Below are 26,314 nucleotides of genomic sequence, written 5' to 3'. Positions count from 1 at the left end.
CCACCTGAACTCGGACCGGGAACGCGGCCCGAAGCGAGGAACGTGACAACCGCAGCGATTTCCTGTAATCTCAAGCCAACCGGCACCTTGGAGGTCGCAATGAAGGAATACGCCCTCTGTTTTTTCTCGGGGACGGGAAACTCCCTGACCGTGGCCCGGTGGCTCGCCGAAGATCTGGGAGCCGAGGCCCCGGAGCCCATGACCGCTTTTGTCGGACCCCGAGCGACTCGCCTCAGCGCGGAAACCCTGCTTATGGTATTCCCGCTCTATTTCTGGGGCCTGCCCGAACTGGTCGCCCGGTTCGCCGCCGAGACGGACCTCGACGACGTGCGGCGGATCGTCGCCGTTTTCACCCGGGGAGGAGCCCCCGGAGGCCCCTCCGGCCAACTGCGAAAACTGCTGAACGCGCGGGGAAAATCCCTGGCCGGATGCCACCCGGTGAACATGCCCGCCAACTATACCCCCTTCTACGACATCCCCCCGGCCGCCAAACAGGAACGGATACGGGAACGGGCCCGGGCGCGCACCCGGGCCGCAGCCGCCCTGATCCGGGAGGGGAAGACGAAGATCGCCGACATCAACGCCTTTCTGAGCGTGCTCTGCCCCGCCGTCAACCGGCTCTGGCGGCGGCGGCTCCCGGACCGGGCGCGGCGGTTCCGGGTCTCCGCGGCCTGCACATCCTGCGGCCTCTGCGCGCGGATCTGCCCGGTGGAAAATATCTCCTACGAAAACGGCCGGCCGGTCTGGGGGAACCGTTGCCAAAACTGCCTGGCCTGCCTCCATTTCTGCCCGGTCGGGGCCATCGACTTCGGGGGGAAGACCGCCCGGCGCGGGCGGTACCGCTGCGCCGGGATCGGGGTCGACGATCTCGCCGTGCAGCAAACCGCCGGAAAAACTTCGGGACTTATCGACTGAGGTCCGGAGCGGATCGGGCGCGGGCGAGCGCGGCCACGCTGCGGGAGACGAACTCGTCGGCTAAACGGTCCCAGCGGTATTCTTCGCGCACCAGGCGCTGACCGGAAACCGCCAAGCGCCGGGAAAGACCGGGGTCCTCGATCAGGCGGTTGACGCAGTCCGCCATCCGTTCCGCGTCCCCGGGGGGGTAAAAAAGACCGTTCTCCTCCTCGGCAATCACCTCTTCCAGGGCCGGGAGGCGGGGAGCCACCACCGACAGACCGCAGGCCCAGTATTCGAACTCCTTGAGCGTCACCCGGCCCCGGGCGGAAAGGATATCGGGAAGAATAACCAGTCCGATGTCCCCCGCGCTCAGGTAGCGGGCGACTTCCCCCTGGGTGACCCACCCGGAAAAATAAAAACTGCCGGCGATCCCCGTCTCCCCCACCAGCTTCTTCAGCCCCGGGATGGCCGAGCCTTCGCCGATGACCCAGAATTTCGCGGACGGGTGGCGTTGGAGTACCCGCTCGGCGGCGGCGGCCAGGAGATCCGGGCCGTCCTGGGGATCGATGACGCCCTGGAACAGAACGACGGCTTCCGCTCCGGGGGCGTGGCGGGCTCGCAGGGCGGTCTCGTCGGTCTCCCGGAAAATATCGGGGTCCACCCCGTCGCAGACCACTTCGATCCGTCGCGGCGAAGCCCCGTACCCTTCGACGATCTCCTTCATGGAGTCGGAAATGGTGATGATGAGGTCCGAACCCCGAATGGCGGAGGTTTCCAGGCGCCGTCCCCCCCGCTGAACCGCCCGCAACCAACCGCCGGACCGGTAATCGTCCAGGTACTCGAACAGCACATCGGTCAGGTCGAGGACGAGAAAAGGGCGCCGGCGGGAGATCCCGGCCCCGAGGAGGGCGCCGTAACCGGCGATGGTATTATGCGAGACCACCAGGTCGGGAGCCAGCCGGCGGACGGCCCGCCCCACCCGGGCCAGGTTGACCGGGTGGGCGGTGAGATATTTCTTCATTTTCCCCGGATCGAGGCGGCTGACGCTCTTGAGCCGGACCAGCTCCCGGCAGCCCAGGTACTCCCTGACTTCCCGGTCGGAAGCGGCGAACCCTCCGGCGGCAATCACCTCGTGGCCGCCCCGGGCAAAGGCCCGGCAGAGGTTGGAGATGCGCGGCGAACCGCCCCCGCTGAGGGGATACAGTTCCTCGAAGATTGAGACCAGTACCCTCATGTCCCGGTCTCCCCCGCGGACGCGCGGGTTCCGATAACCCGGGCGGGAACCCCGACGGCGATGCTGTAGGGTGGAATGTCGCCGGTCACTACCGCCCCGGCGCCGACGATCGAGCCTTCCCCCAGGGAGACTCCTCCCAGGACCACCGCGTGGGTCCCCAACCAGCAATCCCTCCCGATCACGGTCCGGGTGGGGCGCCGTCCCTGGAAACGCATGGCCAGGTCCCGGCGGCCGTGTTCGTGGCCCCCGGTCACCACTTCCACCTGGTTGGCCAGGAGACAGTCGTCGCCGATTTCGATGTCTCCGTATCCATAGAGAAAGGACCCGGCGCCGATATTGACCCGGGACCCGACGACGACGCGGCCGTACTGGGTGCGGATGGACACATACCGGGAAACGTGGCTGTCGGACCCGATTTCGATCGACTCGCCGCCGCCGCCGACATCGAAAAACGCTCCCTCGCCGACGAAGACGCGCTCCCCCAACCGCACCCGGGAGGGGCGGTAGAAACGGATGTTCTTCTCCAGAAAGCACCCCGCCCCCACCGCACCCAGGATCAACCGGTATACCCGGGGCCGCAAGAGGCTCCCCCAGACGGTGGGGAAGCAGGAAAAAAGGGTCAGAACCGTCCCCTGGACGACGAACGAGCCCCACCCCCCCCGGCCGCAGACCCGGACCCGGTATGCTCCGGCCCGGTTCGAGCGGGGTATCGTTCCCTCTCCGTCATATCCAGCCATGGCCCTGCCTCCAGATCGCGTGCGGTTATTGTACTAAACTCGCCGAGCCTGGCCAGAGAAATACCCGACCGCCGCGGGCATTGACCGGGGGAGGGAATCGTCATATATACTGTTACCCGAGGGAGTACCTCGAAACGGCGTTTCGGAGCCGGGAAGTGCACGAATACTCGCCAAGAAAACGCTGGATATTCGCCTTCACCGCGTCCGTGCTCATACTGGTCGTGACCGTCGGCGGCGCGGGAGGGGTATATTTCTACTCGGTCTACCGGCGGGCTTACCCCCTCTATCAGTATCTCAAGAACGGAGTGCGCGGGTGGCGGGGGCGCGTCCACGCCCCCGATCAGGCGCTGGGGTTCGCCCCCCTCCCCTCTTCATCCGGCCTGCAGACCTTTTCGGAGGGGCCTCCCATTCCCACGCTCTGCGACGAAAACGGCTGCCGGATCCCCGCCGCCGCCTCCCGGTCGGCGGCGGCGACCCACCCCCTCCTGATGGCCCTGGGGTGTTCGTTCACCTACGGGGACGCCGTGGCCGAAGAGGACACCTATATCTGGAAAGCCGGGGAAATGCTCGGATGGGACACGGTCAACGCCGGGGTCTGCAGTTACGGGCTGACCCAGATGCTGCTGCGGGCCCGGACCCTGATCCCGCGCCTGAAACCGGAAGTCGTCATCGTGCAGTGGTCGCCGTGGCTGGTGGAGCGAGCCAAGCGGGCGTTGGGGCCGATCGGGTTCCTGGGAGCGGCTCCCATCCCCTATTTCTACGAAACCCCCGGGGGGCTCCGGGTTCACGGGCCGGTCTTTCAGAGCATCCTCTTCGACCTTCCCTTCGAGGAATTCCGGGAAACGGCCGCGGGCACGGCCGATTTCATCTCCTTCTTCTTCCGGGCCGGTCTCCCCCTCTATTTCCACGACGATTTGAATATGTTCCTCTTCAACCTCAAGAAACGCCTCGGCCTCGTTCCGGAACCGGGAGGGGACGACTGGGAAATAGAACGCGCCGTTTTCGGAGAAATCGCCGAACTCGCCCGGGCCAACGGCGGCCAGGCCTATATCCTCAACCTCCCCTGGGGAGAAGAACCCCAGCCCCCCCCGGACCGTTTCGCCGAATTGGGCATCCCCATCATCGACGCCCAGCCGCGGCTCCTGGAAAAGATACCCCCCCTGCCACCGCGCGGGCGCCGGGCCGCGTTCGGGAAACTCTACACCATCTACCGGGGAGAACCGCCTCACTGCGTCGACAAACATCCCAACCCGGAAGCTCACCGGCTGATCGCGGAAGAGATCGTGCGGGTTCTGCGGCGGGGCCCGGGGCCCGGCGCCGTGCCCGCGCCCCCTCCCGCAGAAGCAACGAACGGGACGGTTGCGCCCCCCGTTACCGCCCCCCCCCGACCCGGCGCGAGCCGATAACAGCCGACAGCCCCACGCAGATCAGATCGGCGATAACCGCCCAGATCCGGCAGAGAAACGCGAAAACGGCGCTGGACGAAGCGTCCAGCCCGAAAAGCGCCGGGAGCAGGAGGGCGATGGTCAGTTCGGCGATGCCCAGCCCGGCGGGGGTGAAGGGACTGACGACTCCGACGATCCAGGAGACCGCCATCACCCCCGAGAGTGAGAGCCAGGGGAGCGGGGGCACCCGGGGAAGCGGAAATATCGCCGCCAGCAGGATCCAGGTAGCGAGACCCTTGATCAGCCAGAGTCCGGTCCAATACAGGACCAAGAGCACCGTCCGGCCGTAATGCAGGTGCACGGGCGCGTCGACCCGTTCGATCCGGCGCAGGAACCAGTTGAGCACCGGATCGAAAACCCGGGGATGCAGCAGGATCAGAGCCGCCGGCAGGAGCAGGAACAACACCGGGAAAAACCCGGTGGATATGCCCGCCGCGTCCAGGGAAGGCCAGAACGGCAGGGAGAGGAGCGCAACCACCACTCCGGAAGCGGCCAGGACGATCAACATGATCCCCACGGTGGAGACGGTCACCGTTTTGGGGACCGACCACTTTTCCAGCATCACCGCCCGGCCGACCGCGGTCCAGATCTTTCCCGGAATGTATTTGGCCATCTCGCTGAGAAAGTAGATCCGGACGGCGGCGCGGTGGGGGACGAAGCTGCCCAGGGACCGCAGGATGAAACTCCACCCCCAGGCGACCAGAAGCCCCCCCAGCACGGTCAGGCCCATGGAAAGAACCAGGCCCCCGGGAGAAGCTCCCGACAGCTCCTTCCAGAACCGAGTCCAATCCAGCCGGTAAAGATAGCGGCCCAGGAAGAAGGCAACGGCCGCCAGGACCAGGATCTGAAGGGCCCGGAACAGCGGGCCGGACGGTTTCGATCTACTCCCCATCGACGTCCCCGCCCGTGATCCGGACCGTGAACGCGCCGGCGGGGAAGGCGATCTCTTTTTCGACGCGAACCTGCCGGCCGCGGACCAGCGCTCCGGGCAGGGACGCCGTCGGTTCCCCCGCGGGGCGCGCGATCAACACCCCCCGGGAATACACGGAGATTTCCGCCGCGGCTGCCCGGAGGGGTTCCGCGGACGCGCGTTCGAGGAGATCGCCGATCCGGACGCTTTGAGGGGTAAACTCCACTTTCCTCGTCAGCCCTCCCCGGGAACGGGCGCCGGACACTCGGGAAAGCTGCAGCGAAGCGCTCTTGCGCTTCCGAACCAGGTCCATCCCTTTCTTGATCAGCAGATAACCGCCCGGGACCGCGCTGATCAGGGAAACCATCATCCTCAGCCAGCGGCCGGGGAAGAAATACGAGACCTCCCGAAAGCCGGCCCGGACCCGGAACGCGGTCTCCGAGAGAACTTCCAGGCGCCCCGCCGGCGACCAGCCGCCGGTGGCCAGCGTCCGGCCGCCGGCGGTCAACCGATAACCCGCGTCCTTCCACAGTTGCGTCTCGGGGAGGGCATCGGGGTAGATCTTGACCGTGCCCCCGGCCCGGGCGGAGCAGAGTGCGTAATAAGCGCCGGTCCGCGCCGCGACCAAGCCGGCTTCGGGCCAGACCCGGATGAAGGGGGGGCCCTGACAGGGGAGCCGGGCCGCGGTCTCGTCGTAGAGACGGCACCAGCGCCGATAGTGGAGCACGGAGAGCAGCCCGTTGTAGAGATGATAGCAGGCGCTGAGGTCGTCCTGAGCGAGCTGGTCGAGAGCGTTGGAGCGGGAAGCGCCCTGGAGGAAAAGCTCCCGGGCCGCCGGTGAAAATTCGGCCATGATCGCCGCGCCCAGAAGCGACACGTAGGAATTGCCGCAGAGGTTGTATTCGCGGCCGGTGGTCAGGTCCGGCTGGACGAGGTCGAGCAGAAACCCGAGCGCCTTTTCCAGGGCCCCGGCCAGAGCCGGTGCGCGGGAGAAGGTCCAGCATTGGGCCAGGTACTCCAGGGTGAGAAACGAGTACCCGCTGTCCAGCCCCCCCAGCTCGGGGAACCAGCCTTCCCCGGTCTGGCGTTCCAGCACTTTTCGCGCCTTGTCGGAGGCGGCGGCGGCGAATCCGGGGACCTGGAGCGCCTCCCCCAGGGAGTACAGCGCGGCGGCCGCCACCGCCTCGTGGTTGAGCTTGTCCAGGTCGTCATGCCGGGAGAGCCAGGTCCCGGCGCGGGCGAAAGTTTTCTTCAGGCGTTCGCGGGAGTTCTCGTCCAGGTCCGGCTCCAACAGGCCGAAAGCGCGGGAGACGGCGAAGGCGGAAAAGGCGGTGGCGGCAAAGCCGTGTTCTCCGCGGTACCATTCGTCGAAAGAACCGTCCGGGTGCTGCAAGTCCGACCAGAAGAGCATCCCCGCGCGCGCCAGTTCGAAGATCTCCAGCCGGCCCCGCCAATCGTTTCCCGGGAATTCCTCCCGGTAGAGCAGCGCCAGGGAGTAGACCGCCTCCTGGAGGCGGGCGTTGACGTACGTCGCGGTCTTGCTCCGCCAGAAGGGATAATCGAAACAGGCGAAGGTGGGGGAGAGGGGGTCGCGGTCGGCCAGGCCCAGCAACCTCAGCGCGGCCGCCGTCATCCGCGTCTCGTAACCGTGAATTCTCCCGCAACCCTCCATCGTCTTCTTCTCCCGGCCGGCGGCCGCAATCCGCTTCCGATTCAGTTCATGTAGCCCAGGGTTTTAATCTTTTCGACCCGATCGGCGGAACTTTCCCCGTCCTCGCCCCCCGCGGCGGCGGGCCGCCCCGGGGCGCCGACCGGTTCGAAGCCGAAATACAGAATCGATGTCCAGTCCGGAGCCGGTTCCGGATAGACAAAGGCGCGGAAGACCCCCCCCTCGATCCGGCAGGGGCCCAGGTCCGCCAATCCGTCGGCCTCGTTCGCGGGATCGACGGGGACGGCCGCGGCCGGATCGTCGCGGCCGACGGCGACCCGGCAGCGGGTGAGGGCGCCGCCCCGGAAATCGGCGGCGTTCAACACCCCCATCCCCACCCGGTACTCCCCGTCGGGAACCGCGAAGGAAACCTGGAGCGGGCGGAGAAGGTCCCGGTTCCGGCCCAGGACATAGTAGCGGCCCGCGATCCGATTGTGTATCCAGACCGGTTCGGAGTCCGCCGCGGCGGCGATTTCACCGTCCGGCGAAGGGTAGCCGTAACGGCTTATCTCCAGAACCTTGGAAGCGGAGGAAAGCGTGAAGAAGTCGGCGGAGATGGCGAAGGGAAGGTTCGGCGGGGAAGTCGTGACCGCCGCCTCGTAACGCCGGCGGGAGGCGAACAGGAGCTTGGCTTTGAGAGCGGTCAGGCGCTCGACCTCGCCCGGAAGTTCCGAAGCCAGGTTCGTCTCCTCGCTCGGGTCGCGGGCGAGGTCGTACAGATGGGGGACGCCGTCGGGGTCGGTAAAGTATTTGAACCTGTCGTCGCGGAGGAAATCGCGGCCCAAAGCGCAGTCGGGGCCGGTCGAGGAGGCGAAGGCGTCTTTCCCGTCGAAGCGTTTTCCCGGGGGCACCTTCAGATTCAGAAGCCCCGCCAGCGTGGGGAGAATGTCGACCATCTCGGTGATTTTCTTCACTTCGGTTCCGGCGGGGATCCCGGCGGGGTAGCGGAGAATCAGGGGGACCCGAAGAACGGAATCCCAGGGAGGGCCGCCGTGTTCGGCCAGGCCGTGGTCCCCCAGATGCTCCCCGTGGTCGGCGGTGATCAGGAAAAGCGTGTCGTCGGCGCGGCCGCGGGCCTGCAGGAAATCGACGAGCCTCCCCACCCAGAAATCGCTGAAAGCCACGTCCCCGTCGTAGAGGGCATGAAGATAACGCCTGTCCTCCGGCCCGAAGTCGCCTGGAAGCCACCAAAGCCCCCACTTCCCCATCTCCTGGCCCCGGAAATAACCCCGCCAGTCGAACCGTTCCGGTTCCCCGGGATCCACCCCTTCCAGGAAACGTTCGGTCTCGGCGCGGCGGACGTGCGGGAAATGAGTGTCCATCATGTGAATGTAGAGGAAATAGGGACGGTGGTCCTCGCCGCGGGCGGCGATCCACTCCTCCACCCGTTTGACGACTTCGTCCGCTTCGCCGTGCGCGCTCTTCGCCCCTGAGACCCGATAAAACTCGTCGAAATCGCCGACCAGCTCGTGGCCCCTGATGAACCAGGGATGAGCCGAGAAAAGCACGGTATGGTACCCGTTGGCCTTGAAGAGGGCGGCCAGGGAGAGGGCTTGCGGGTCCAGAACCCGGAAAAGGTTCTCCGGACTTTCCAGGGGAAGCCGGCGATCGGCCGGGAAAAGCGACTTGATGTAATAACGGGAATAAAAATACGTCGGGACGGAGGCGCGGGTATAGGTCCCGTTGGCGAAGTGGTTGCGGAAAACCGCCCCCGACCGCGCCATCTCGTCCAAGCGGGGAGAGGTGCCGCCGCCGTATCCGTAGATCCCCAGGTGATCCGGGCGCAGGGCGTCGAGAAGGACGAAAACGACATCGGGCCGGCTTCCCTCCGGGGAACCGCAGGAAGACAAAACCGACACCGCCAGAAGGCAGGCGGCCGCCAAAGCTCCCGCGGAGACGATCCGTTGGTTTTTCATGCCCCTCCCCCCTCTCCCGTCAGGTCGTCGATGAGCCGGTAATATCTCCGCAAAAAGACTTCCGGCGTGTATTCCGCCCGGAACGCCGCCCGGGCCCGGTCGCCGAGCCGGCGGCGGAGATCCGGATCCCGAATCCGTTCCATGGCCTCGGTCAACTCCTCCGGGCCCTCGAACATCAGTCCGGCGCCGTGCTCGCCGACCAGTTCCGGGAGACACCCGGAGCGGGAAGCGAGCGCGGGCGTCCCGCACGAGGCCGCCTGCAGTACCGTCTGGTTGCCCATCTCCGGCCAGAGCGAGGGCGCCAGCAGAGCCGTCGCATGGGCATAGTACCATTCCAGGTCCCGGGGGGCGACATAATCGAGGAACTTCACCCTGCCGTCCGCGGCGGCCAGGGCCCGCAGCTCCCCCGCCATGCTGCCCGTCCCCACCACCACCAGTCCGACGTCGCCCGAGGTGCGCATGAAGGCTTCCACCGCCAATCGGGGCCCCTTGTAACGCTCCAGACGGGTCACGAGCAGAAAAAACGGGCCCGGCGGAGCTTCCCGCCCGGGGGCGGCATCCGCAGACGGGGCGACCGGGGCCACGAAGTAAGGAAGGCGGTCCATTCTTTCCCCGAAGCCCGCGGCGCGGTGCCGTTCCAGCATGTACCGGCAGGGCATGATCAGGGAATCGACTCCCTCCAAGAGCCGGCGCCAGCCGCCGCCCCAGCGCCAGGGAGCGGGGGGCTTGCCCGCCCGCAGCAGGCAGGAAAGACAGGACGGGCGGCGGCACGGTTCCCGGCCGTGCTTCCACAGGTAGTGAGACGGACAGAGCAGCCAGTAGGTGTGCTGGGTAAAGAGCTTGAGCCCGGAACCCCACCCCAGGGAGCGGATCCCCCCGAACAGCGAGATGTTGTGGTAATGAACGACGTCGTGCTCCCGTTCCAGCACTCCGCGCAGGGCCCGGGAAGCCTTCAACCCCCTGCCGGCCAGGTACGTGGCCAACGCTTCCCCCCTCCCCCCCTCGACTCTGACCACGCGCACCCCGGGGTGGTGGGGGTATTCGCCCGGCCGGCGTTCGGAGATTTTCACGGCGTGGGCGCCGGCCGACGCGGCCACGACCACCTCATGGCCGTCGGCGGCCAGAAGATTGGCGAGGTGGTAGACGTGGAGACCGCAGCCGCCCGGGTGGAAGGGCGGATAAAACGTGGTCACCAGGCAAAACCTGAGTTTCTTGCGGGGCACGGCTCTCCCTCTTTCCTTGTTGTAGACCGCGAAAACGCCGTATAATACTACAATAAATTTTTTTCTCGGAACATTCCCGTCGGCCGGCGGGCACAAGGCAAGATACTTATGAAACGTTCGACCGCGATCGCCGCGTTGCTTTTAGCGCTCTCGGGGCGGGGGGCACCGGCCCAAACCTGGTCCGTCGAAGTCGCCCGGGAACTTCCCGGAAACCCCGTCACCCTCCGACGCTGGGATCCGGCCGGCGCCGTCGAATACCCTTTCCCCCCCGCGGACCGTTTCGACCGCAACCACGCTCCGGCGGTGGCCGCGGCCCCCGACGGGACCGTCTGGGTGGTCTGGGCGGCCGAACAGGGAGACTCCCCCCCCGCGATCGTGGCGGCCCGGGGAGCCCCGGGAAGCTGGTCGGAACCGATGCGGGTCTCGTCCTCCCGGGGATGGGACATGACGCCGGCCCTGGGCATGGCCGGCAACGTCCCGGTCGTGGCCTGGGCTTCGGAACGGGAAACGGGGACGGGCATCTTCTGGTCGAGATGGGACGGCGACGGTTTCACCCCGGAAACCGGGATCAGCTCCAACCGGACCTCCCCCAACGTCAATCCGGCCCTGGGCGCGGATCGGGCCGGAACGATGTTCGCGGTCTGGCAGGGGTGGAACGGTTCCTTCTACCAGATTTATCGGCGCGACCCGGCAGGAGCGGCGCGGGCCGCGGCCGAAGAACCGGCGGAGACCGATCAGTTTTCCCCCTTCGTAGCCGGGGGCAGAGCGTATTGGCAAACCCGGCCCGGGAAAAGCGAACGGTCCCTCCCCGCGCCCGCGGCCTGGGGTTGGAAAGAGGGGAGCGAACCGGTTCCACCGGGAACGACCTGGATCTTCACCCCCGCGGGGGCTCTCAGGCCCTGGGCGGTCTCCCCTCCCCCGGTCGAAGCGGGCGCGGAGGGAGCGCGCCGCGGCGATCTCTCCACCACCTATATCGGCTACGGCAACAGCATCACCTACGGCACCGACGGCCCCCCCATGGGCAAGTGTTATATCCCCATCCTGGAGAACATTCTGGAAGCGCGGTTCCCCGGGTCGAACTACACCATCTACAACCACGGCTATCCCGGCTGCACCACCGCGCAGCTCCTCCACGGCGGCGGTTACCCCATCCGCTACTGTCCCGGAATCGACGACGTCCTCGACAACTACCCGGCCGCCCGCATCCTGATCATGGCGGGAACCAACGATATCAGCGACGGCGTCGGCTACGAAACCATCAGCACCAACCTGGAAGCCATGATCGATCGGTCCCGGGATAAAGGGGTCGAGCCGGTCATCGCCACCGTCATCCCCCGATGCGACGGGGACAATCTTTACGATCGGACCAAGTACCTGCGCAACTACATCATCGGGATCGCCACCACCATCAAGGACTGCGCCTACGCCGATCCCTTTCAGGCTTTCCGGGACTATGGGGACTGGGAGAGCCTTCTGGTCGAGGATTGCATCCACCCGGTCTGGACGGGAGGGTCTCAGGTGATCGCCGAAGCCTGGAACGACGGCCTGCCTTTTCCCTCCCCCTCCCCCTCTCCCTCCCCCATCCCCACGCCCGGCGCGGCGGACTACTCCCATGAAGACAGCGGCGATTTCGACGGCGACCGGACCTCCGACATCGCCGTCTTCCGCGAAAACAGCGGCCTGTGGGTGCTGCGGGGGCTGAGCCGGTTTTATTTCGGGGGCCCGGGCGCCCTCCCCGCCTGCGGCGATTTCAACGGCGACGGGACCACCGACGTCGCCGTCTTCCGCCCGGCGGATGGCCTGTGGTGGAGCCGGGGGGTGAGCCGGCTGTACTTCGGGCGCGAGGGGGATTGGCCGGTGCCGGGGGACTACAACGGCTGGGACCACGCCTGCGAGGCCGCCGTCTTCCGTCCCGACCAGGGTCTCTGGCTGATCCGGGGCCTGACCCGTTCCTTTTTCGGGCAGGCCGGGGATATTCCCGTACCGGGCTACTACCACCCCGACTACGTCGACGTCAAGTTCAGGGGAGTCTTCCGCCCCGGCTCCGGTCTGTGGGCGATCCAGGGGATCACCAAATTATATTTCGGGCGCAGGGACGACGCTCCGGTTCCTTCCAACTATTCCGGAACCGGTCTGCAGACGCCGGCGATCTTCCGCCCCTCCACCGGGCTCTGGGCCCTGGCCGACGGGGGCAAACACTATTTCGGGGCGGCCTCCGATCGGCCGGTTCCCGCGGATTTCAGCGGAAACGGCACGGGAGAGATCGGGATATTCCGGAGTTCCACGGGGTTGTGGTGGATACGGAACGTCAGCCGCTGCTACCTGGGTCGGACGGACGACATTCCCGTAACCGGACGTCTGGCCTTTAATCCTTCCGCCGCCGGTTCATGAAACCCCGCCGGGGCGCGAATCTGGCTCTGCTGGGCTTCGCCCTTATCGTCGGTTTCGGACTCTGCGAGCTGGCGGCCAGGCTGGTGACGGAAACCGATATCGACGGGCAGGCCTATTTCAAGGGCGTCCCGCTGCGGCCCTACCGTTTCCCCGCGGAACTGACCCGGGAGAAAATCCGGGTCTACGCCGAGCGGGAAAACGAAGCCTATGTGGTGGCGGATCCCCTCCTGGGCTGGACCATCGGGACTAACCGTTCCAGCCAGAACGGGCTCTACCGCTCCAACGCCCAAGGCATCCGTTCCGAGCCCCGGGAATACTCGCTCCTCAAACCCGCCGGGGTCGTGCGCATCGCCCTCTTCGGAGATTCCTTCACCCACGGGGACGAAGAACCGTTTCGGAAGACCTGGGGCCGGTTCCTGGAACAGGACCTGGCTCAAGCCGGGATCGACGCCGAAGTCCTCAATTTCGGGGTGCCGGCCTACGGGATGGGGCAGGCGTTCCTCCGCTGGCGCTTGGAAGGGAAACGGTACGGACCGGATATCGCGGTTTTCGGGTTCCAGCCGGAAAACATGCAGCGCGCGGTCAATATTTTCCGCATCTTTTACAGCCGCCGCACCGGCGTGGTCTTCTCCAAGCCCCGGTTCTACCTCGGAGAGAACGACGAACTGGAGCTCCTCAACTCCCCCGTCGTTCCTCCCGAACAAGTCGCCGATACCATCGCCGACCTTCCCTCCTCCCCGTTGGCCGCTTACGAGTTCTGGTACAACCCGGACAACTATTCCAATTCTCCGATCTACACCAGCCGTCTCCTCTGGCTTCTGCACACCGTTCTCGGCCCGAAAGCCCCCCGCCCAGGGAGCCGGCGGGACTACCGTCCCGGACGCCACTACTGGGATCCGGAAAGCGAACCCATGGCCGTTGCCCAGAAAATTCTCGAAGAGTTCGCCCGGGAGGCCCGGGAGGCCGGGGAGATCCCGATCGTGCTCCATATCCCCAAGGAGAACGACGTCGAGCTGGCGGAAGCAGGCAAGGAATTGGCACACTACCGGATTCTTCAGGCTTTGGAGAAAGAAGGCGTCATCGTGGTCGACCCCCTCCCGGCGATGAAGGGGAAAAGCCGCCTCTACAAAAAATCCCATTACTCCAGCAAGGGAGGGAGGATCGTGGCCCGGGCTCTGGCCGACCGGATTATTCGGGAGCTGAAGCCGGAACGGCCGCAGGCGCCCCTCCTTCCCGCTCCGGCACCGGGCCCTTGAAGCGGAGCAGGCGGGCGCGGCGCCCGTCGAATTCGGTTTCGTGGACCACTTCGAACTCGGGAGGGGGGGGACCCGTCAGCAGAAAGCGCAGCGAGGGGTGGATCATGTGCAGCTTATAGCTGTCGATGACCAGATACCATATGCCCCGGTCGCTCAGATACGAAACCAGCCCCGGATAATCGCCCCAGTAAAAGACGTTCCACTCGCAGCCGGCGTAGTAGCTGACGCCCAGCCGGAACATCATGACCCTCTCCCCCCCCATGTCCGGCAGGTGGCGCCGCATCCAGTCGCCGAGAAGACGGTATTCGTAGGGTATCCCCTTCTTGACCGCCTTGCGCCAGACCACGTAACCGCTTCCCCCGGCAAAGACCAGCAGACACCCGGCCAGAACCGGCGTTCCCCAACGCCGGAAACGGCCCGGCCACGCGGAAGCCAGGGGCCAGGAGAGGAGAATGAGCGCGCCGGGGATGAACGGATAGAAATACCGGTGTTCCACCTGCATGACCAAAAATACCGCCATGGGAAGAAAGACCAGGGCGAGGAAGAAGACCGCCCCCCTTCTCCGGCGCCGGACCAGCGCGTATCCCAGGATCGCCAACGGCAGCACCCCCCCGGCCCCCAGCGCCGCGAAGAAAAGCCAGGGGGGGAGCCCGAGGAACCGGGCGGTTTTCAGCGCTTCGGCGTATCCGTCCTCGAGGTTGAAACCCACGATGCGCAGGAACCGGCCGGGGTAACGGACGATCAGTTCCGCCATGCCCAGACTCTCCCGCTCCCCGCCGCCGGCGGGTTCGGGTGAGCCGGGCCCGAACAACTGTTCCATGTGCTCGAAGATGACCCGGCTTTCCGGGACCCCCCGGCCCTGCTCGTAGCGCAGCCCGAAGTCCCGGTAATGGCTGCTGCCGCTCAACTGCCATTCGCCGGTAACCCGGTGGAGGCGCGCCCAGAACGGCAGGGCGCAGGCGGCGAAGACCAGGACCATCAGCACGACGGAAAGCGCCGCCGTACCGGGACGGCGGCGCCGACAGCCCGCGGCGAAAACGTAGCCGGCAAAGAAAGGCACGAAGATGACCCCCATGGGATGGGTGAGAAAAGCCAGGGCGAAACCGGCTCCGGCTCCGGCGGCGGCGAGGAACCGACGCTCCCCCCGAGAGGCGCCCCAGGCGCCCCAGAGCCCCAGCCAGAGCATCAGGGTGTAGAGCGATTCGGAAAAGGTCTCCACGGATCCGTACACCAGCAGGGGGCAGAGAGCGGCCAGAAGCCCGGCGACGAGGCCGGCCCCGAGCCCGAACATGGACGCCGCCAGAAAAAACACGGGCACTATCAGCAGAACGCCGGCGAGGCAGGAAACGGTTTTGGCCGCGGCCGCCGGGCCCGGGACCAGGTAGCGGGCGGCGGCGATGGCCAGCGGATAGAGGGGGTGGTGGACGGTATGCGGCCGCCCGAACTCCGTGTACCCGCGCCCGGCGGAGAGGTTGTCCGCCAGGGCCAGGTAGGTTACGGAATCGCTGCCGCCCCCGGAGTCTATGAAATCGAAGGTGGCCAGGGAGACCAGCCGGGGAAAGGCCGCCGCCAGCAGCGCCGCCAGCAGGAGGAAAGCGGCCGAACGGCTGTTCATGAAAGTCCTCACCGGTTCAGCGGGGGCTGAAGAGAGGGATATCGCCCTCGACCCCGAAATAAACCCGGGTGTGGCCTTTAACCAGCCAAAGCCCGCTGGCGGCCCGGAACACCGCCACCGCGGAATAGTTCAGGCCGATGAAATTACCGGGGACGGGGACGTCCCGGGATCCTCCGAACTCCAACTCGTCCCCCCCGGCGTCGATCCAGAGGGAGGTCTCCGGGCGGTAGACCGCGGGGCCCGAAGACCCCCACCCCGAATAGTCCGCGGGAACTGGAATATCACCCGGCTGCCCGAGAAAGACCCGGGTCAGACCCCGCACCGTCCAGAGGCCTGTCCCGGGGCGGTAAACCGCGAAGTCGCTTCCTCCCCACCCGTTGTAGTCCGACGGGACCGGCAGCGCCGATTCGTCTCCGAACCAGAGACGGGTATAGCCACGGACCGCCCAGAAACCCTGGGCGCGCCGGTAGACGGCCGGATCGCAGATCCCGTCGCCGTCGTAATCCCGGGGGACCGGAATGTCCCCCGGGCGCCCGAAGGCGATTTCCCCGCCGCCGGCGAAGATCCATCTGCCCGTGGACGGACGGAAAACGACGGCCTCGGCGGAACCGTCCCCGTCGTAGTCTCCGGCAACCGGGATATCGCCGGGAAGACCCAGCTCCGTCTGCGTAATCCCCCGAACCAGCCATAACCCCAGTGCGGGCCGGAAGACCGCGAAATCGTCGGTGCCGTCGCCGTCGAAGTCGGTCGAGGCCATAACCGGGGGAGGCGTGGGCGAAGCCGAGGGGGTCGGGGAAGGCCGAGCGGCGCGGCCGTGGAGAAGAAGATCTCCGGGTTCGCCGTAAAAAAACGAGGTCGTTCCGAAGATGAGCCACCGGCTGCGGGCGGCTCGGAAGACGGCGGCCGGGGCGCAGCCGTCGCCGAGGTAGTCTCCGGGCACCGGGCTGTCCCCCGCTTCTCCGAAATACAGCGCCGGGCCGTCCCGCCTCGACCACAGCCCCGTCGCCGGTCGAAATACGGCGGGAGCCCAACCGACCCGGCCGGCACCGAAACCCGGAACCGGCACGTCCCCGGCGCTCCCGAAAAAACACCGGGTCCAACCCCGCACCGACCACCTCCCATCGCCGGGCCGGTACACGGCGAACCGTTTGGCGGCCCCGGGACCGTAGTACCCGGGGACCGGGTTCTCACCGGCGCTCCCGTAGTAGACCCGGGTAAGGCCCGCCACCGCCCAGAAAGCGCCGGCGGCGCGGTACACGGCGATCTCGCAGGTGCCGTCCCCGTCGTAATCCCCGGGAACGGGGCGATCGCCCGCGCCGCCGAAAAAACCCCGGGTCAGGCCCCGGACGAACCAGGCCCGGCTGGCGGGACGGAAAACGGCGGGATCGGTGGTGCCGTCCCCGTCGTAGTCGGCGCTGGCGGGAATATCGCCGGAACGGCCGAAGTGGAACTTGGTCACTCCCGAGATCGACCAGAGCCCCCCGTCCGGACGGAAAACTCCGGCTTCGGAAGTGCCGTCGCCGTCGTAATCGCTGGAGTCGAGAACGAGGCCCCCGGGGGAAGACGTCGGCGTCGGGGTGGCGCTGGGCCGGGGAGTCGGCGAAGGAGTGGGCGTGGGCGGCTCATACCCGATATCGAGGCGGTAAATGCGCGCGTCCTTGCCCCCCTCGACCCAGAGCTGCCCGTCGTCGTCGATGGAGAGCCCCCCGGTATCGTGGTCGTAGGTGGAGACCGGCATGTAGTAACGGCAGATTTCGTTTCCGTCCATATCGATCTTGATCAGGATCCCGGCGTCGCCGACCTCGCCGGAACGGGAGCACCAGATATAATCGCCGAGCCGGAGCACTCCCCGAACCTGAAACGAGGTATGGATCGTGCGCAGCAGCGCCCCGCTGCTCAGGGAGACCTTCTTGACCGAAGCGTCCTCGGTCCCCCCGATCCAGATCACGTCTTCTTCCAGCGGGTCGACGTAAATCCCGAAGGCATAGCCGTAGGTGGATACCTGGCGGAGGGGGCCGGCGCCGCTCTGGCTGTACTCCCAGGCCTCCTTCGCACCCTGGAGCTTCAGCCACCAGGTCCCGTTCCAGGGATCGTAGGAGATGCCCTGAATATCGGAAGGGACGTCGAAATTCTTGATCCCGGTCTGGGCGCCGGTCACGGCATCGCGGACGATGGCGTAGTTATAGGCGTCGGTGACTTCATAAATCACGCCGTCCAGCCAGCAGACGCTCCCCGACCAACCCGAAGCCGCCCGGGGAAGCTGGCGCGTGATTTCGGGGGCGGGCACGCATTCGGCCGCGGGGAGCGCCGGGACCAGGGCTCCCAGAACGGCCGCGGCCGCCAGCGCGAAGCTGCTCTTCACGAAACTTCTTCCCCTGCCGTCCATCGGCTCCGCGAACTTCAAACTCCGCCTCCGAAAGCGTACAGACCGCAACAGCGCGAACAGAGCGGGAACAGCCCATGATCCCGCAGGGCGCGCCGGAAACGGATCGCTTTTTCTCCGTTCCATAGTAATGGAAAAGAATCGGTATTGATATTGCCGATTGTGTAATCGGGAAAATCGGGGCAGAACGTGACGTCGCCGCCGGGCCGGATATCCGGGCTCAGCCAGGGCATATAGCAGGTCCGACGCCCCAGAAACGAAGCCGGGCGCGAATAATATTCTTCCACCTGCTCCGGCCGGACGGCGGGTATGAAGAACACCGGAAAACCGATCCGGGAAGCCCGGCGCATGAACTTCGCCACTTCCGCCGGATCGACCGTCCCCAGCACCCCGACGAAATCTTTCCACGACCTGGCCTCGCAGCCCAGGTGGCGGGAGAAATACCGTTCCGTCGCCCGGCCGACCTCCTCCGTGGCGAACCAACCCAGATTGAAGATGGCGGCATCGAAACCGCTGCGGGCGATTTCTTTCAGGGTTTGGTCGAGGGAGGGAAGAGAATCGGCCGTGATCACGGAGACGGCCTTGATCATCGGTTTCCGGCGGCGGCGGCGGACGACCGCTTCCACGCCTTTCATGACCCGGTCGTAGGTCCCCGGCACCCCCCTCACCCGGTCGTGGATCTCCCGGGGGCCGTCGATCGAAATATCGAGGCCGTCCACCCCCAGTTCGACGAGCCGGTCGGCGTGCCGCTCGAGCAGCACCCCGTTGGTGTTGACGACGGTGTAGAGGGAGCGGCTCTTGACGTAGCCGACGATCTCGTCGATCCGGGGATGGATCAGCGGTTCCCCCCCCCAGATATAGATCTTGGGCTTGGCGGGGGCGACGGCGTCGATCACCGGCCGCAGGGCCTCCGGCTCCAGCCGTTCCGGACGCGATCCGTCTTCGCGGCGCCATTGTCCGCACATGCGGCAGCGCAGGTTGCAGGCGTGGATCACGTTCAGGCTCAGGGTGACCGGAAGCGGGGCTTCCAGGCGCAGCGACCCGTCGGGGTCGCGGGGAAGGCGGCGGGGCGCCCGCCGGGCCCGGAACCGTTCCCCGAGCGTCTCCGGGAAGCGCAACCCCAGCCCGATCTTAGCCGGAAGGGACATCGGCGCTCTCCGGAGGTTTCCGGCAGACGAACAGGTAATCGGGGAGCGGGAGCCGACGGTGCACGGGGACGGTTTCCACCGCGAAGCCCAGACCCTGCAACAACCGGCGCCATTGCTCCCGGGTACGGAAATTCTGTCCCCTCCCCAGATTGAGGGTCCGGTCGATCAGATAATGGGAGACGAACTTCCACCGGGGGACCTCCCCGACGTCCTCGAGCAGGAGGAGCCCCCCCGGACGAACCATACGGTAACAATGCCCGAGAAAAGCCTCCTGGTCGGGATAGGTGAGGTGGTGGAGCATGTCGCTGAGAATGACGGTGTCGAAGACTTCGTCCCTCATCTCCCGGACGTCCTGGTTTCTGAAGGAGATATTGCTCCGGGAGCCGACGGTGGTCAGGGCCGCCCGGATCCGCTGGGCCTGGCGGTCGAGGCCGATCACCGAACGGGACGGGGAAGTCAGGGCCAGGTAATTGGCCAACATCCCCCGGCCGCAACCGATATCGGCGACCGATCCCGCCGCGGGGACCTGCGCGGCGATGGCACGGAACGGGCAGAGCTTCCACCGCAGCCAGATATGGGCCCGTTCCCACCAGGAAAGCCCGGCATAGAGGGCGAAGACCTCCGGCGGAATGTTCGGCAACAGCATTACAGATCCCGGGGAGAGGGGTTGTGCCCCCGGAGCAACCAGAAGCCTCCTTGGGCGATGCCGAAAACCCAGGCCATCTTGGTCAGGAACTCGAAGGGCAGCATCAGGGCGAACTTGAGCCCTTTGCTCATGCTCCAGACGGTCATGCGCAGGTGGCTGCCCAGGGCAGCGGCCAGCAAGACGCAGAAAATCCACGGGGTCCAGGGGAGGGTCGCCAGGGAAAGCACGAGCGCGGAATGAACGACGATCTTGGCGTACTCGGCCCCGGTCCCCCGCTGATCGGTGTAGCGTCCGGTGCGGCGCACGTAGAGAAACTTGTGCCGGGCGGTTTTGAAGTGGCGGCTGAGATGCTTGCCCAGGCTGTCCCGGAAATAATGCCAAACCTTGACCTCCCGGAGGATCTTGATCGTGTACCCCAGCGCCACGACCCGGTAGGCGTAGTCGACGTCTTCCACCAGGGGAAGATTTTCATCGAAGAAACCCGCCCGATCGAGCACCTCTTTCTTGATGGCGAAGCAGTACCCCCAGAAAAAATTGGGTTCGTCGAGACCGCGGGTGAAATATTCGTAGCCGCGGTAAATGAGGGAAGCCACCAGGTTATCGGGGTTGCTGATGTCCCACCACGCCATCACCACCCCGCGGCGGGGGTCGGCCGTCAGCGGTTCTACCAACCGGGAAAGAAGGTCCTTGGGCACCTTGAGGTCGGAATCGACCAGAACTATGATCTCCCCCTCGGCGGCCCGGATGGCGGCGTTGCGGGCGGCGGAGATGCCCAGGTGCCGGTTGACGATAAGCCGGACCGGATGTTTCCTGACCTCTTCCGCCGTTCCGTCGGTGCTGCCGTCGTCGACGACGATGACCTCGTAATCGGGATAATCCTGCGGGAGCAGGCTTTCCAGGCAGTCGGAGATCATCCGGGCGTTGTTGTAGATGGGCGTAACGACCGTGACCCGCGGACGGCGGGCGGAACTATTCATCGGCGGGTTCATGCGCTTGTTCGGGGACGGTTCGATCCTCGGTCCATCCCATCTCCTCCTTCATCCAGGCCCGCAACGACGGAGAAACCGTCATCGACTCCGCCGGACCCGTAACCGTCAAACCCAAAGACTCCGCGAAACTCCCCACCCGGAATCGGAAAGGAACGCTTCCGGAGAGCGCCCAGGGGGCTTCCTCGCTTCCATCACGGGAAAAGATCAGGCGGCCGTCCGTCCCCCCCGCGACGGAGACGGAGTATTCGCCCGGCGGGAGATGGAACGTTCCGGTGCGGAGTTCGCTCCCGGGCCGAGCCTTCCAGGTCCGGCCGGCCCGGGCTTCCAGCCACGCCACCTCGTACCCGGTCAACTCCCGGAAAAGACCGTCCCAATCGGCCGGGGCGGCCGCCCGGAGCCGTTCCAGCGCCTTCCGCTGTTCCGGGGGGATCGGTTCGCCCCAGAGCAGCAGCGCATACCAGTCGTTCGGGTAGAGACCGGCGGAACGGCCCAGATAGTGACGGGCCGCCGGGTCGCCGATCTTTTCCAACTCCCGGCCCAGCCTCAAGGGGTCGGGCAGAACCGCCGCCAGCACCGGAGAGTTCCAGGGAGAGATCACCTCCACCCGGTACGAGTTCCGGATCCAGGGAAAACAGCGGCTCGCGGGAACGCTGAGAAGACGGCTTTCCCCCGCCTCCAGCCTCTCGCGCCAGACGGTCGGGCCGGAGACGATCTTGACGAAGCCGGGCCGCGGACCGTTGACGATCTTCACCCCGAACACTTCCAGCGGCGTGGAGGTCACCATGAGGCGGGAAACGGAACTCTCCGGCGGGACCATGAAAGCGGTGTTGCCCTGGCACCGCCCCTGGTCGTCGAGAAAGAGAACATCGGGAGAAACCGTGGCATGTTCCCCCTGGAAGACGCGGAGAAACCCGGAGTCGATTCCGGAAACCGCCAGGTGGGCTTCCCGGCGCCGGGACCAGACCTTGGTCGTCCCTCCCCGGTAGGGAACCTCTCCGAGATCGAATTCCTTGATCAACTCGAACTTGGTCGGCAGTTCCAGGTAGAACCGGGAAAAGGGGTGGTCGGGGCCGAAGAGGCCGAACCGTTCCAGGGCCCGGTGCTCCTGCCGCCCGGAGGTGATGATATAATCGGCTCCCCCCTTGACCAGCTTCTCCAGGGGGACTCCCCAAAACGCCCGCACCTTCTGTTCCCGGTAACGCCCCGGCGCCAGGGGAATGGTCTTGGATTCCTTGACGATCAGGCTGCCCGGAGGGATGTTGCGTTGGGCCCAGCGCCCGGCGTAGTACTTGACCGAGTTCTGCCAATAGCCGTAATCGAGCCGGAGCGCGCTGCGGAGATAGGGCACCAGGATCGCCGCGGCGATCGCCCCCCCGATCAACCAGGAGCGGCGGCGGCCGGCCAGGGCGGCCGTTCTGACCACGAGCCAGGCCGCGCCCAAACTGAAGAACGGATACAGGGGGATGGTGTCCTGATAGCGGATCCCCGGGGAGGCCACGAGAATCGCCGAAACCAGGTACAGGACCGGGAACGCGGCCAAGAGCAGGCCGCGGCGCCCCGAAAACAGGCCGGCGAACAGGCCGGCCGCGCCCAGCAGCAGGACCGGCCACCCCATTCCCGAAACCATTCCCGAGGAGAAAAGCACGAAATTGACCAGGTTGTGGAACCTGATCTCCCAGAAACCGAGCTGGGCGTACGTCCCCACGTTGCCGAACATGCCCCGGCTCGAGGTGTCCCGGGAAACCCGGGCGACATTGTCGAACACGAAACCGGGGTCGAAGAGAAGCAGCGGCCAGGTGACGACGAACACCGCCGCGCCCAGCAGCGCGGCGGCGAACAGGCGCCCCGGGAAAAGACGCTTCCAGGCCGGGCGCCGGTCCGGGACCGCCGCCCGGAGCAGGTGGGCGACCGCGAACAGGCCGAAGACCGGAGCGTTGTACCATTTCACGTTGAAGGCCAGGACGGAGAAGACGGCGCCCAGCAGATAGTCCGACCAGCGCCCCTTCAGCCATATCCGAACGCAGAAGAAAAAGGCGACCGTCAGGAAGAATGCCGCGATGACGTCGTTCTTCATCCAATGGCAGTTGGCGATATGATAGCCGTTGAACGCCAGAAATGCGGCGGCGAGGGCCGCCCCCCACCTTCCCATCAAGTCGCGGCCGGCGCGGTAGAGCACGAGAACGGTCAGGGCCCCGAAGAGGGCGACGGCGACGCGGCCGACGGCGAGAGCCGTGGCCGGATCCAACAGGCATTTCGAGGACACCGTCACCAGGGCGCCGTTCGCTCCCCTGATGCCCATCAGTTCGGCGGCGGCGCCGGCCAGGGAAACGGCCCCCCCGCAGGCCGCCTGGACGGCCGCCAGAATCCCGGCGAAAATGTAGGCGCTCAGCCAGGGATAGTAGGCGTAACGGAAAATTTCCCCCTCCCAGATGGCGCGGGGGTTGAGTTCCCCGGCGGAGAAGGCGCGGGCGGTTTTAAGATGAATCTGTTCGTCGTGGTTGAGCGGAATCAGACCGTCGTAGCCGATGCCGGCGATCCTGACCAGAAGCCCGGCCAGAAAGATCAGGAACAAAACCCCGGCGACGACCTTCTTTTTTTCCCTCATGCCCCGGATACCTCGCTGGTATACTGTAGCGGTCGGATGCAGAGCGCCCGCGGGCGCTCGAACAGTAATACTATAAGAACAGCACCGCCGCGCGCAAGCGGACACCTGTTGCCATGAAAAAATCCCATCCGGTCGCGATCGCCCGCCTCGACAGCGAACGGTTCGGGGTCAGGGTCGGCAGAGCCTCGATCGCAAGCCCCGGGGAACTGGATCCGGTCATGAAGGCGTGCGGGGAATTGAAGGTCGGGCTCCTGGTCGCCCGCGTTCCCGCCGGGAGCTACCGCGCGGCCCAGGCCCTGGAAAAGGCCGGGTTCTTCCTGACCGACACCATCCTGGTCTATATCCGGAAGCTCGCCGCACCGCGGGAACTGCCTCCTTTCTCGGGCCGCTACCGGGTGGTCCGGGCCTCTGCGGGGCAGGAAGACGCCCTGGCGGAGGTCGCTCGGCTCGCCTTCGAGAACTACCGGGGCCATTACGGGGAAGACCCCAGGCTGGAGGGGTACGCCGCCGGGGATATCTATTCCTCCTGGGCGCTCAACTGCCTGCGCGGTCTGGACGGCTGTGGCGACGTCATGCTAGCCTGGGACGGCTCGAAGCCCGTCGGCCTGGTGACCTGCCGGAACATTTCCGCCGCCAGGGCCGATTTTCCCCTGGCGGGCGGCATTCCCGGAATCGGGCGACGCAGTCTGGTGATGCACGATCTGATCGTCGCCGGGCTTCGGTGGGCGCGGGACCAGGGGCGGACCATCGCCGAAGCCCATGTGCTCATGACCAACAGACCGATGCAAAAAAGCATGATCCGCGCCGGCTTCGAACCGGAGTCGGCGGCGTATACCTTTCACCGCTGGTTCGATTCCTGAAATGGGAACAAATGCGATTTCCTGGGCGATCCCCTTCAACCGCGCCGGGCTGGCGGGACCGGAACTGGACTACATCGGGGAGGCGATCCGGCGGGGACACATTTCCGGCAACGGCGAGTTCACGGCGCGCTGCGAACGGATACTGGAGGAAGAAACCGGCTCCCCCCGGGTCCTGCTCACCACCTCCTGTACCCACGCCCTGGAGATGGCGGCGCTGCTGTTCGGCGTCGGCCCCGGGGACGAGGTCATCGTCCCCTCCTTCACCTTCGTCTCCACCGTGAACGCCTTTATACTCCGGGGAGCGAAACCCCGGTTCGTCGACATCAGGCCCGACACCCTCAACCTCGACGAACGTCTCCTGGAAGACGCCGCGGGACCGCGGGTCAAGGCGGTGGTTCCCGTCCACTACGGGGGGGTGGGCTGCGAGATGGACGCGATCATGGGGCTGGCGGGCGAGCGGGGGTGGGCGGTCCTGGAAGACAACGCCCACGGGATCTTCGGCGGCTGGAGGGGAAAACCCCTGGGCAGCTTCGGGGACTTGGGCGCCCTCAGTTTTCACGAGACCAAGAATATCTCCTGCGGGGAAGGGGGAGCGCTGATCATCAACCGCGCCGATCTGATCGAGCGGGCCGAAATCATCCGGGAGAAAGGGACCAACCGCAGTCAACTCTTCCGCGGGCAGACGGATAAATACACCTGGCTGGACCTGGGCAGCAGTTACGTGCTCTCCGATATCCTGGCCGGATTTCTCCTGGCCCAGCTGGAAGCCCGGGAACGGATCCAGGACCGGCGGCGGGCGATCTGGTTCCGGTACCGCGACGGCCTCCGGGACTGGGCGGCGGCGGCAGGGGCCCGGCTCCCCGTCGTCCCGGACCATTGCCGGAGTTCCTACCACCTTTTTCATCTCCTGCTTCCCTCGGCGGCCGCCCGGGACGCCCTGATCGGGCATCTGCGTTCGCGCCGGATCTGCAGCGTCTTCCACTATCTGCCCCTGCACCTCTCTCCCATGGGGCGGCGGTACGGAGGACGGGAAGGAGACTGCCCGGTAACCGAAGACGTGAGCGCGCGGCTGCTCCGGCTCCCCTTCTTTACCGGGCTGGAAGAACGGGAGCAGAAACTGGTAATCGCAGCGGTCAGGGAGTTCAAGCCATGAACGTATCGGTGGTTGTCCCGGTTTATAACAGCGAAGCTACCATTGCCCCCTTGGTGGACCGGCTTCGGCGCGTACTCGCCGAAGCCGCGGAAGATTACGAAATCATCCTGGTCAACGACGGCAGCACCGACCGCAGCTGGGATACCATAAGAACCCTGGCGGCGGACGGCGACAAGGTAGTCGGCGTGGACCTGATGCGGAACTATGGACAGCACAACGCCCTGCTCCAGGGGATCAACATCGCCCGCCACGAGGCCATCGTCACCATCGACGACGATCTCCAGAACCCCCCCGAGGAGATCCCGCGGCTGCTGCGGGAACTGGAGGCCGGCGCCGACGTGGTCTACGGCATCCCGGCGGAAATCCGCCAAAGTTTCTGGAGGCGCCGCGGCTCGGCCCTGTTGCGGCTCATGGTTCAGAGCGCGCTGGGGCCGGAACTGGCCCGCAGCGTCAGCTCCTTTCGGGCCATGCGCTCCGAACTCAAACAGGCGTTTCGGGAATACCGGGGCCCGTTCATCATCATCGACGTCCCGCTTTCCTGGGGCACATCGCGCTTCGGGGCCGTCCGGGTCCGCCACGAGCCGCGCCGGGAAGGAACGTCGAACTACGGCTTCATCAAGCTTCTGGCTCAAGCCGTCAACGTCATCACCGGGTTCAGCGCCTGGCCGCTGAAGGTCGTCAGCTTCCTGGGGTTCGGCTTCACCGTTTTCGGGGTGGGGATCCTGGTCTACGTAGTCGGCCGCTACCTGGTTCTCGGCTACAGTTTCCCCGGTTTCCCGTTCCTGGCCTCGATTATCGCCATCTTCTCGGGCGCCCAGTTCCTGGTGCTGGGGATCATCGGGAGTTATCTCGCCCGGCTCCATTTCCGGAACATGGGCCGCCCTGCCGGACTGGTGCGCGAGACCACCCGCGGGGGGCAGCGGGCATAGAGTAAGACCCCACCGCCCGCTCCCCCCAGGGTTCAGGGTTCGGGGTTCAGGAGGAAGGCCTCCGCCACGGCCCCTGGAGATTTCTGCACCTGATTACTCTGATTAACTCTGACGGGGGGAGGAATACAGGGTTCAGGGTTCAGGGTTCGGGGGAGCAGAGAGCAAGGCCTCCGCCACGGCCCCTGGAGATTTCTGCACCTGATTTCTCTGATTAACTCTGATTGGGGAAAATTTTAGATGGGCAAATCAAAGCCCACATCCTAAACCCC

General features: G+C 66.1%; 19 protein-coding genes. 7 read left to right on the top strand and 12 right to left on the bottom strand.

The genetic code is table 11. From position 1 onward, the window contains the following. The first annotated feature begins 99 nt into the window (after window positions 1-99). A complete protein-coding gene (locus PLZ73_04380) occupies window positions 100-915 on the top strand; it encodes an EFR1 family ferrodoxin (GenBank protein HOO77106.1) in 816 nt (271 codons plus the stop codon). On the opposite strand, the gene PLZ73_04375 is transcribed toward PLZ73_04380, so the two are convergent. Together PLZ73_04375 and PLZ73_04370 are read right to left on the bottom strand one after the other, a co-directional pair. Beyond that, a complete protein-coding gene (locus tag PLZ73_04375; protein ID HOO77105.1) occupies window positions 905-2,131 on the bottom strand; it encodes a glycosyltransferase family 4 protein in 1,227 nt (408 codons plus the stop codon). The two genes, PLZ73_04380 and PLZ73_04375, sit on opposite strands and share 11 nt — an antisense overlap. Next, window positions 2,128-2,868 (bottom strand): acyltransferase, encoded by a 741-nt coding sequence (locus PLZ73_04370; protein HOO77104.1) that lies wholly within the window; start codon window positions 2,866-2,868, stop codon window positions 2,128-2,130. Before PLZ73_04370 ends, PLZ73_04375 begins: the two co-directional genes overlap by 4 nt. Window positions 2,869-3,023: 155 nt before the next feature. On the opposite strand from PLZ73_04370, the gene PLZ73_04365 reads away from it, so the two are divergent. Beyond that, on the top strand, window positions 3,024-4,274 hold the full coding sequence (locus PLZ73_04365) for a hypothetical protein (GenBank protein ID HOO77103.1): 1,251 nt from the start codon (window positions 3,024-3,026) through the stop codon (window positions 4,272-4,274). On the opposite strand, the gene PLZ73_04360 is transcribed toward PLZ73_04365, so the two are convergent. The 4 genes from PLZ73_04360 to PLZ73_04345 form a co-directional block, all read right to left on the bottom strand. Next, entirely contained in the window at window positions 4,240-5,205 is a 966-nt protein-coding gene (locus PLZ73_04360; protein HOO77102.1) for a lysylphosphatidylglycerol synthase transmembrane domain-containing protein, read from the bottom strand. The two genes, PLZ73_04365 and PLZ73_04360, sit on opposite strands and share 35 nt — an antisense overlap. Then, window positions 5,195-6,856 carry a hypothetical protein gene (locus PLZ73_04355; protein HOO77101.1) on the bottom strand — a complete coding sequence of 554 codons (1,662 nt, stop codon included), beginning with the start codon at window positions 6,854-6,856 and terminating at the stop codon, window positions 5,195-5,197. The genes PLZ73_04360 and PLZ73_04355 overlap by 11 nt, the downstream gene beginning before the upstream one ends. Before the next feature lie 80 nt (window positions 6,857-6,936). Beyond that, window positions 6,937-8,847: a sulfatase gene (locus PLZ73_04350; protein HOO77100.1), complete on the bottom strand. Its 1,911-nt coding sequence runs from the start codon at window positions 8,845-8,847 to the stop codon at window positions 6,937-6,939. Beyond that, a complete protein-coding gene (locus PLZ73_04345; GenBank protein HOO77099.1) occupies window positions 8,844-10,070 on the bottom strand; it encodes a glycosyltransferase family 4 protein in 1,227 nt (408 codons plus the stop codon). Before PLZ73_04345 ends, PLZ73_04350 begins: the two co-directional genes overlap by 4 nt. Before the next feature lie 108 nt (window positions 10,071-10,178). On the opposite strand from PLZ73_04345, the gene PLZ73_04340 reads away from it, so the two are divergent. Together PLZ73_04340 and PLZ73_04335 are read left to right on the top strand one after the other, a co-directional pair. After that, a complete protein-coding gene (locus PLZ73_04340) occupies window positions 10,179-12,461 on the top strand; it encodes a GDSL-type esterase/lipase family protein (protein HOO77098.1) in 2,283 nt (760 codons plus the stop codon). Then, window positions 12,458-13,717 carry an SGNH/GDSL hydrolase family protein gene (locus tag PLZ73_04335; protein ID HOO77097.1) on the top strand — a complete coding sequence of 420 codons (1,260 nt, stop codon included), beginning with the start codon at window positions 12,458-12,460 and terminating at the stop codon, window positions 13,715-13,717. The genes PLZ73_04340 and PLZ73_04335 overlap by 4 nt, the downstream gene beginning before the upstream one ends. Here PLZ73_04335 and PLZ73_04330 read toward each other — a convergent pair. Genes PLZ73_04330 through PLZ73_04305 form a run of 6 tightly spaced genes read right to left on the bottom strand, consistent with a single transcriptional unit; the run spans window position 13,650 to window position 23,103 of the window. Next, on the bottom strand, window positions 13,650-15,332 hold the full coding sequence (locus PLZ73_04330) for a glycosyltransferase family 39 protein (GenBank protein ID HOO77096.1): 1,683 nt from the start codon (window positions 15,330-15,332) through the stop codon (window positions 13,650-13,652). The two genes, PLZ73_04335 and PLZ73_04330, sit on opposite strands and share 68 nt — an antisense overlap. A 16-nt stretch (window positions 15,333-15,348) precedes the next feature. Further along, window positions 15,349-17,694 carry a hypothetical protein gene (locus PLZ73_04325; protein HOO77095.1) on the bottom strand — a complete coding sequence of 782 codons (2,346 nt, stop codon included), beginning with the start codon at window positions 17,692-17,694 and terminating at the stop codon, window positions 15,349-15,351. Between the two features lie 38 nt (window positions 17,695-17,732). Further along, window positions 17,733-18,863, bottom strand: coding sequence for a radical SAM protein (locus PLZ73_04320; protein ID HOO77094.1), 1,131 nt, complete (start codon window positions 18,861-18,863; stop codon window positions 17,733-17,735). Continuing rightward, entirely contained in the window at window positions 18,847-19,509 is a 663-nt protein-coding gene (locus tag PLZ73_04315; GenBank protein ID HOO77093.1) for a class I SAM-dependent methyltransferase, read from the bottom strand. Before PLZ73_04315 ends, PLZ73_04320 begins: the two co-directional genes overlap by 17 nt. Beyond that, window positions 19,509-20,486, bottom strand: a complete 978-nt coding sequence (locus PLZ73_04310) for a glycosyltransferase (GenBank protein ID HOO77092.1) — start codon at window positions 20,484-20,486, stop codon at window positions 19,509-19,511. The genes PLZ73_04315 and PLZ73_04310 overlap by 1 nt, the downstream gene beginning before the upstream one ends. Then, window positions 20,479-23,103 carry a glycosyltransferase family 39 protein gene (locus PLZ73_04305; GenBank protein ID HOO77091.1) on the bottom strand — a complete coding sequence of 875 codons (2,625 nt, stop codon included), beginning with the start codon at window positions 23,101-23,103 and terminating at the stop codon, window positions 20,479-20,481. The genes PLZ73_04310 and PLZ73_04305 overlap by 8 nt, the downstream gene beginning before the upstream one ends. A 113-nt stretch (window positions 23,104-23,216) precedes the next feature. Between PLZ73_04305 and PLZ73_04300 the strand changes: the two genes are divergently transcribed. The 3 genes from PLZ73_04300 to PLZ73_04290 are packed head-to-tail and all read left to right on the top strand — an operon-like array spanning window position 23,217 to window position 26,045. Further along, entirely contained in the window at window positions 23,217-23,963 is a 747-nt protein-coding gene (locus tag PLZ73_04300) for a hypothetical protein (GenBank protein HOO77090.1), read from the top strand. Between the two features lies 1 nt (window position 23,964). Then, window positions 23,965-25,116: a dTDP-4-amino-4,6-dideoxygalactose transaminase gene (gene rffA / locus PLZ73_04295; protein ID HOO77089.1), complete on the top strand. Its 1,152-nt coding sequence runs from the start codon at window positions 23,965-23,967 to the stop codon at window positions 25,114-25,116. Beyond that, window positions 25,113-26,045 (top strand): glycosyltransferase family 2 protein, encoded by a 933-nt coding sequence (locus PLZ73_04290; protein ID HOO77088.1) that lies wholly within the window; start codon window positions 25,113-25,115, stop codon window positions 26,043-26,045. Before rffA ends, PLZ73_04290 begins: the two co-directional genes overlap by 4 nt. The last annotated feature ends 269 nt before the right edge of the window (window positions 26,046-26,314 follow it).

This window comes from bacterium, from assembly GCA_035380285.1.
In the GTDB taxonomy this organism is placed as follows: Bacteria; Auribacterota; Erginobacteria; order Erginobacterales; family DAOSXE01; genus DAOSXE01.
Note: the sequence above shows the minus strand (reverse complement) of the source record. Positions and strands in the feature narration are given on the sequence as shown.

Excerpts from the sequence above, each read along its gene's own strand:
- PLZ73_04315 (HOO77093.1), bottom strand. The coding sequence starts at position 19,509 with ATGCTGTTGCCGAACATTCCGCCGGAGGTCTTCGCCCTCTATGCCGGG.
- PLZ73_04320 (HOO77094.1), bottom strand. The coding sequence starts at position 18,863 with ATGTCCCTTCCGGCTAAGATCGGGCTGGGGTTGCGCTTCCCGGAGACG.
- PLZ73_04350 (HOO77100.1), bottom strand. The coding sequence starts at position 8,847 with ATGAAAAACCAACGGATCGTCTCCGCGGGAGCTTTGGCGGCCGCCTGC.
- PLZ73_04330 (HOO77096.1), bottom strand. The coding sequence starts at position 15,332 with ATGAACAGCCGTTCGGCCGCTTTCCTCCTGCTGGCGGCGCTGCTGGCG.
- PLZ73_04335 (HOO77097.1), top strand. The coding sequence starts at position 12,458 with ATGAAACCCCGCCGGGGCGCGAATCTGGCTCTGCTGGGCTTCGCCCTT.
- PLZ73_04360 (HOO77102.1), bottom strand. The coding sequence starts at position 5,205 with ATGGGGAGTAGATCGAAACCGTCCGGCCCGCTGTTCCGGGCCCTTCAG.
- PLZ73_04305 (HOO77091.1), bottom strand. The coding sequence starts at position 23,103 with ATGAGGGAAAAAAAGAAGGTCGTCGCCGGGGTTTTGTTCCTGATCTTT.
- rffA (HOO77089.1), top strand. The coding sequence starts at position 23,965 with ATGGGAACAAATGCGATTTCCTGGGCGATCCCCTTCAACCGCGCCGGG.
- PLZ73_04375 (HOO77105.1), bottom strand. The coding sequence starts at position 2,131 with ATGAGGGTACTGGTCTCAATCTTCGAGGAACTGTATCCCCTCAGCGGG.
- PLZ73_04290 (HOO77088.1), top strand. The coding sequence starts at position 25,113 with ATGAACGTATCGGTGGTTGTCCCGGTTTATAACAGCGAAGCTACCATT.
- PLZ73_04355 (HOO77101.1), bottom strand. The coding sequence starts at position 6,856 with ATGACGGCGGCCGCGCTGAGGTTGCTGGGCCTGGCCGACCGCGACCCC.
- PLZ73_04380 (HOO77106.1), top strand. The coding sequence starts at position 100 with ATGAAGGAATACGCCCTCTGTTTTTTCTCGGGGACGGGAAACTCCCTG.
- PLZ73_04340 (HOO77098.1), top strand. The coding sequence starts at position 10,179 with ATGAAACGTTCGACCGCGATCGCCGCGTTGCTTTTAGCGCTCTCGGGG.
- PLZ73_04370 (HOO77104.1), bottom strand. The coding sequence starts at position 2,868 with ATGGCTGGATATGACGGAGAGGGAACGATACCCCGCTCGAACCGGGCC.
- PLZ73_04300 (HOO77090.1), top strand. The coding sequence starts at position 23,217 with ATGAAAAAATCCCATCCGGTCGCGATCGCCCGCCTCGACAGCGAACGG.
- PLZ73_04310 (HOO77092.1), bottom strand. The coding sequence starts at position 20,486 with ATGAATAGTTCCGCCCGCCGTCCGCGGGTCACGGTCGTTACGCCCATC.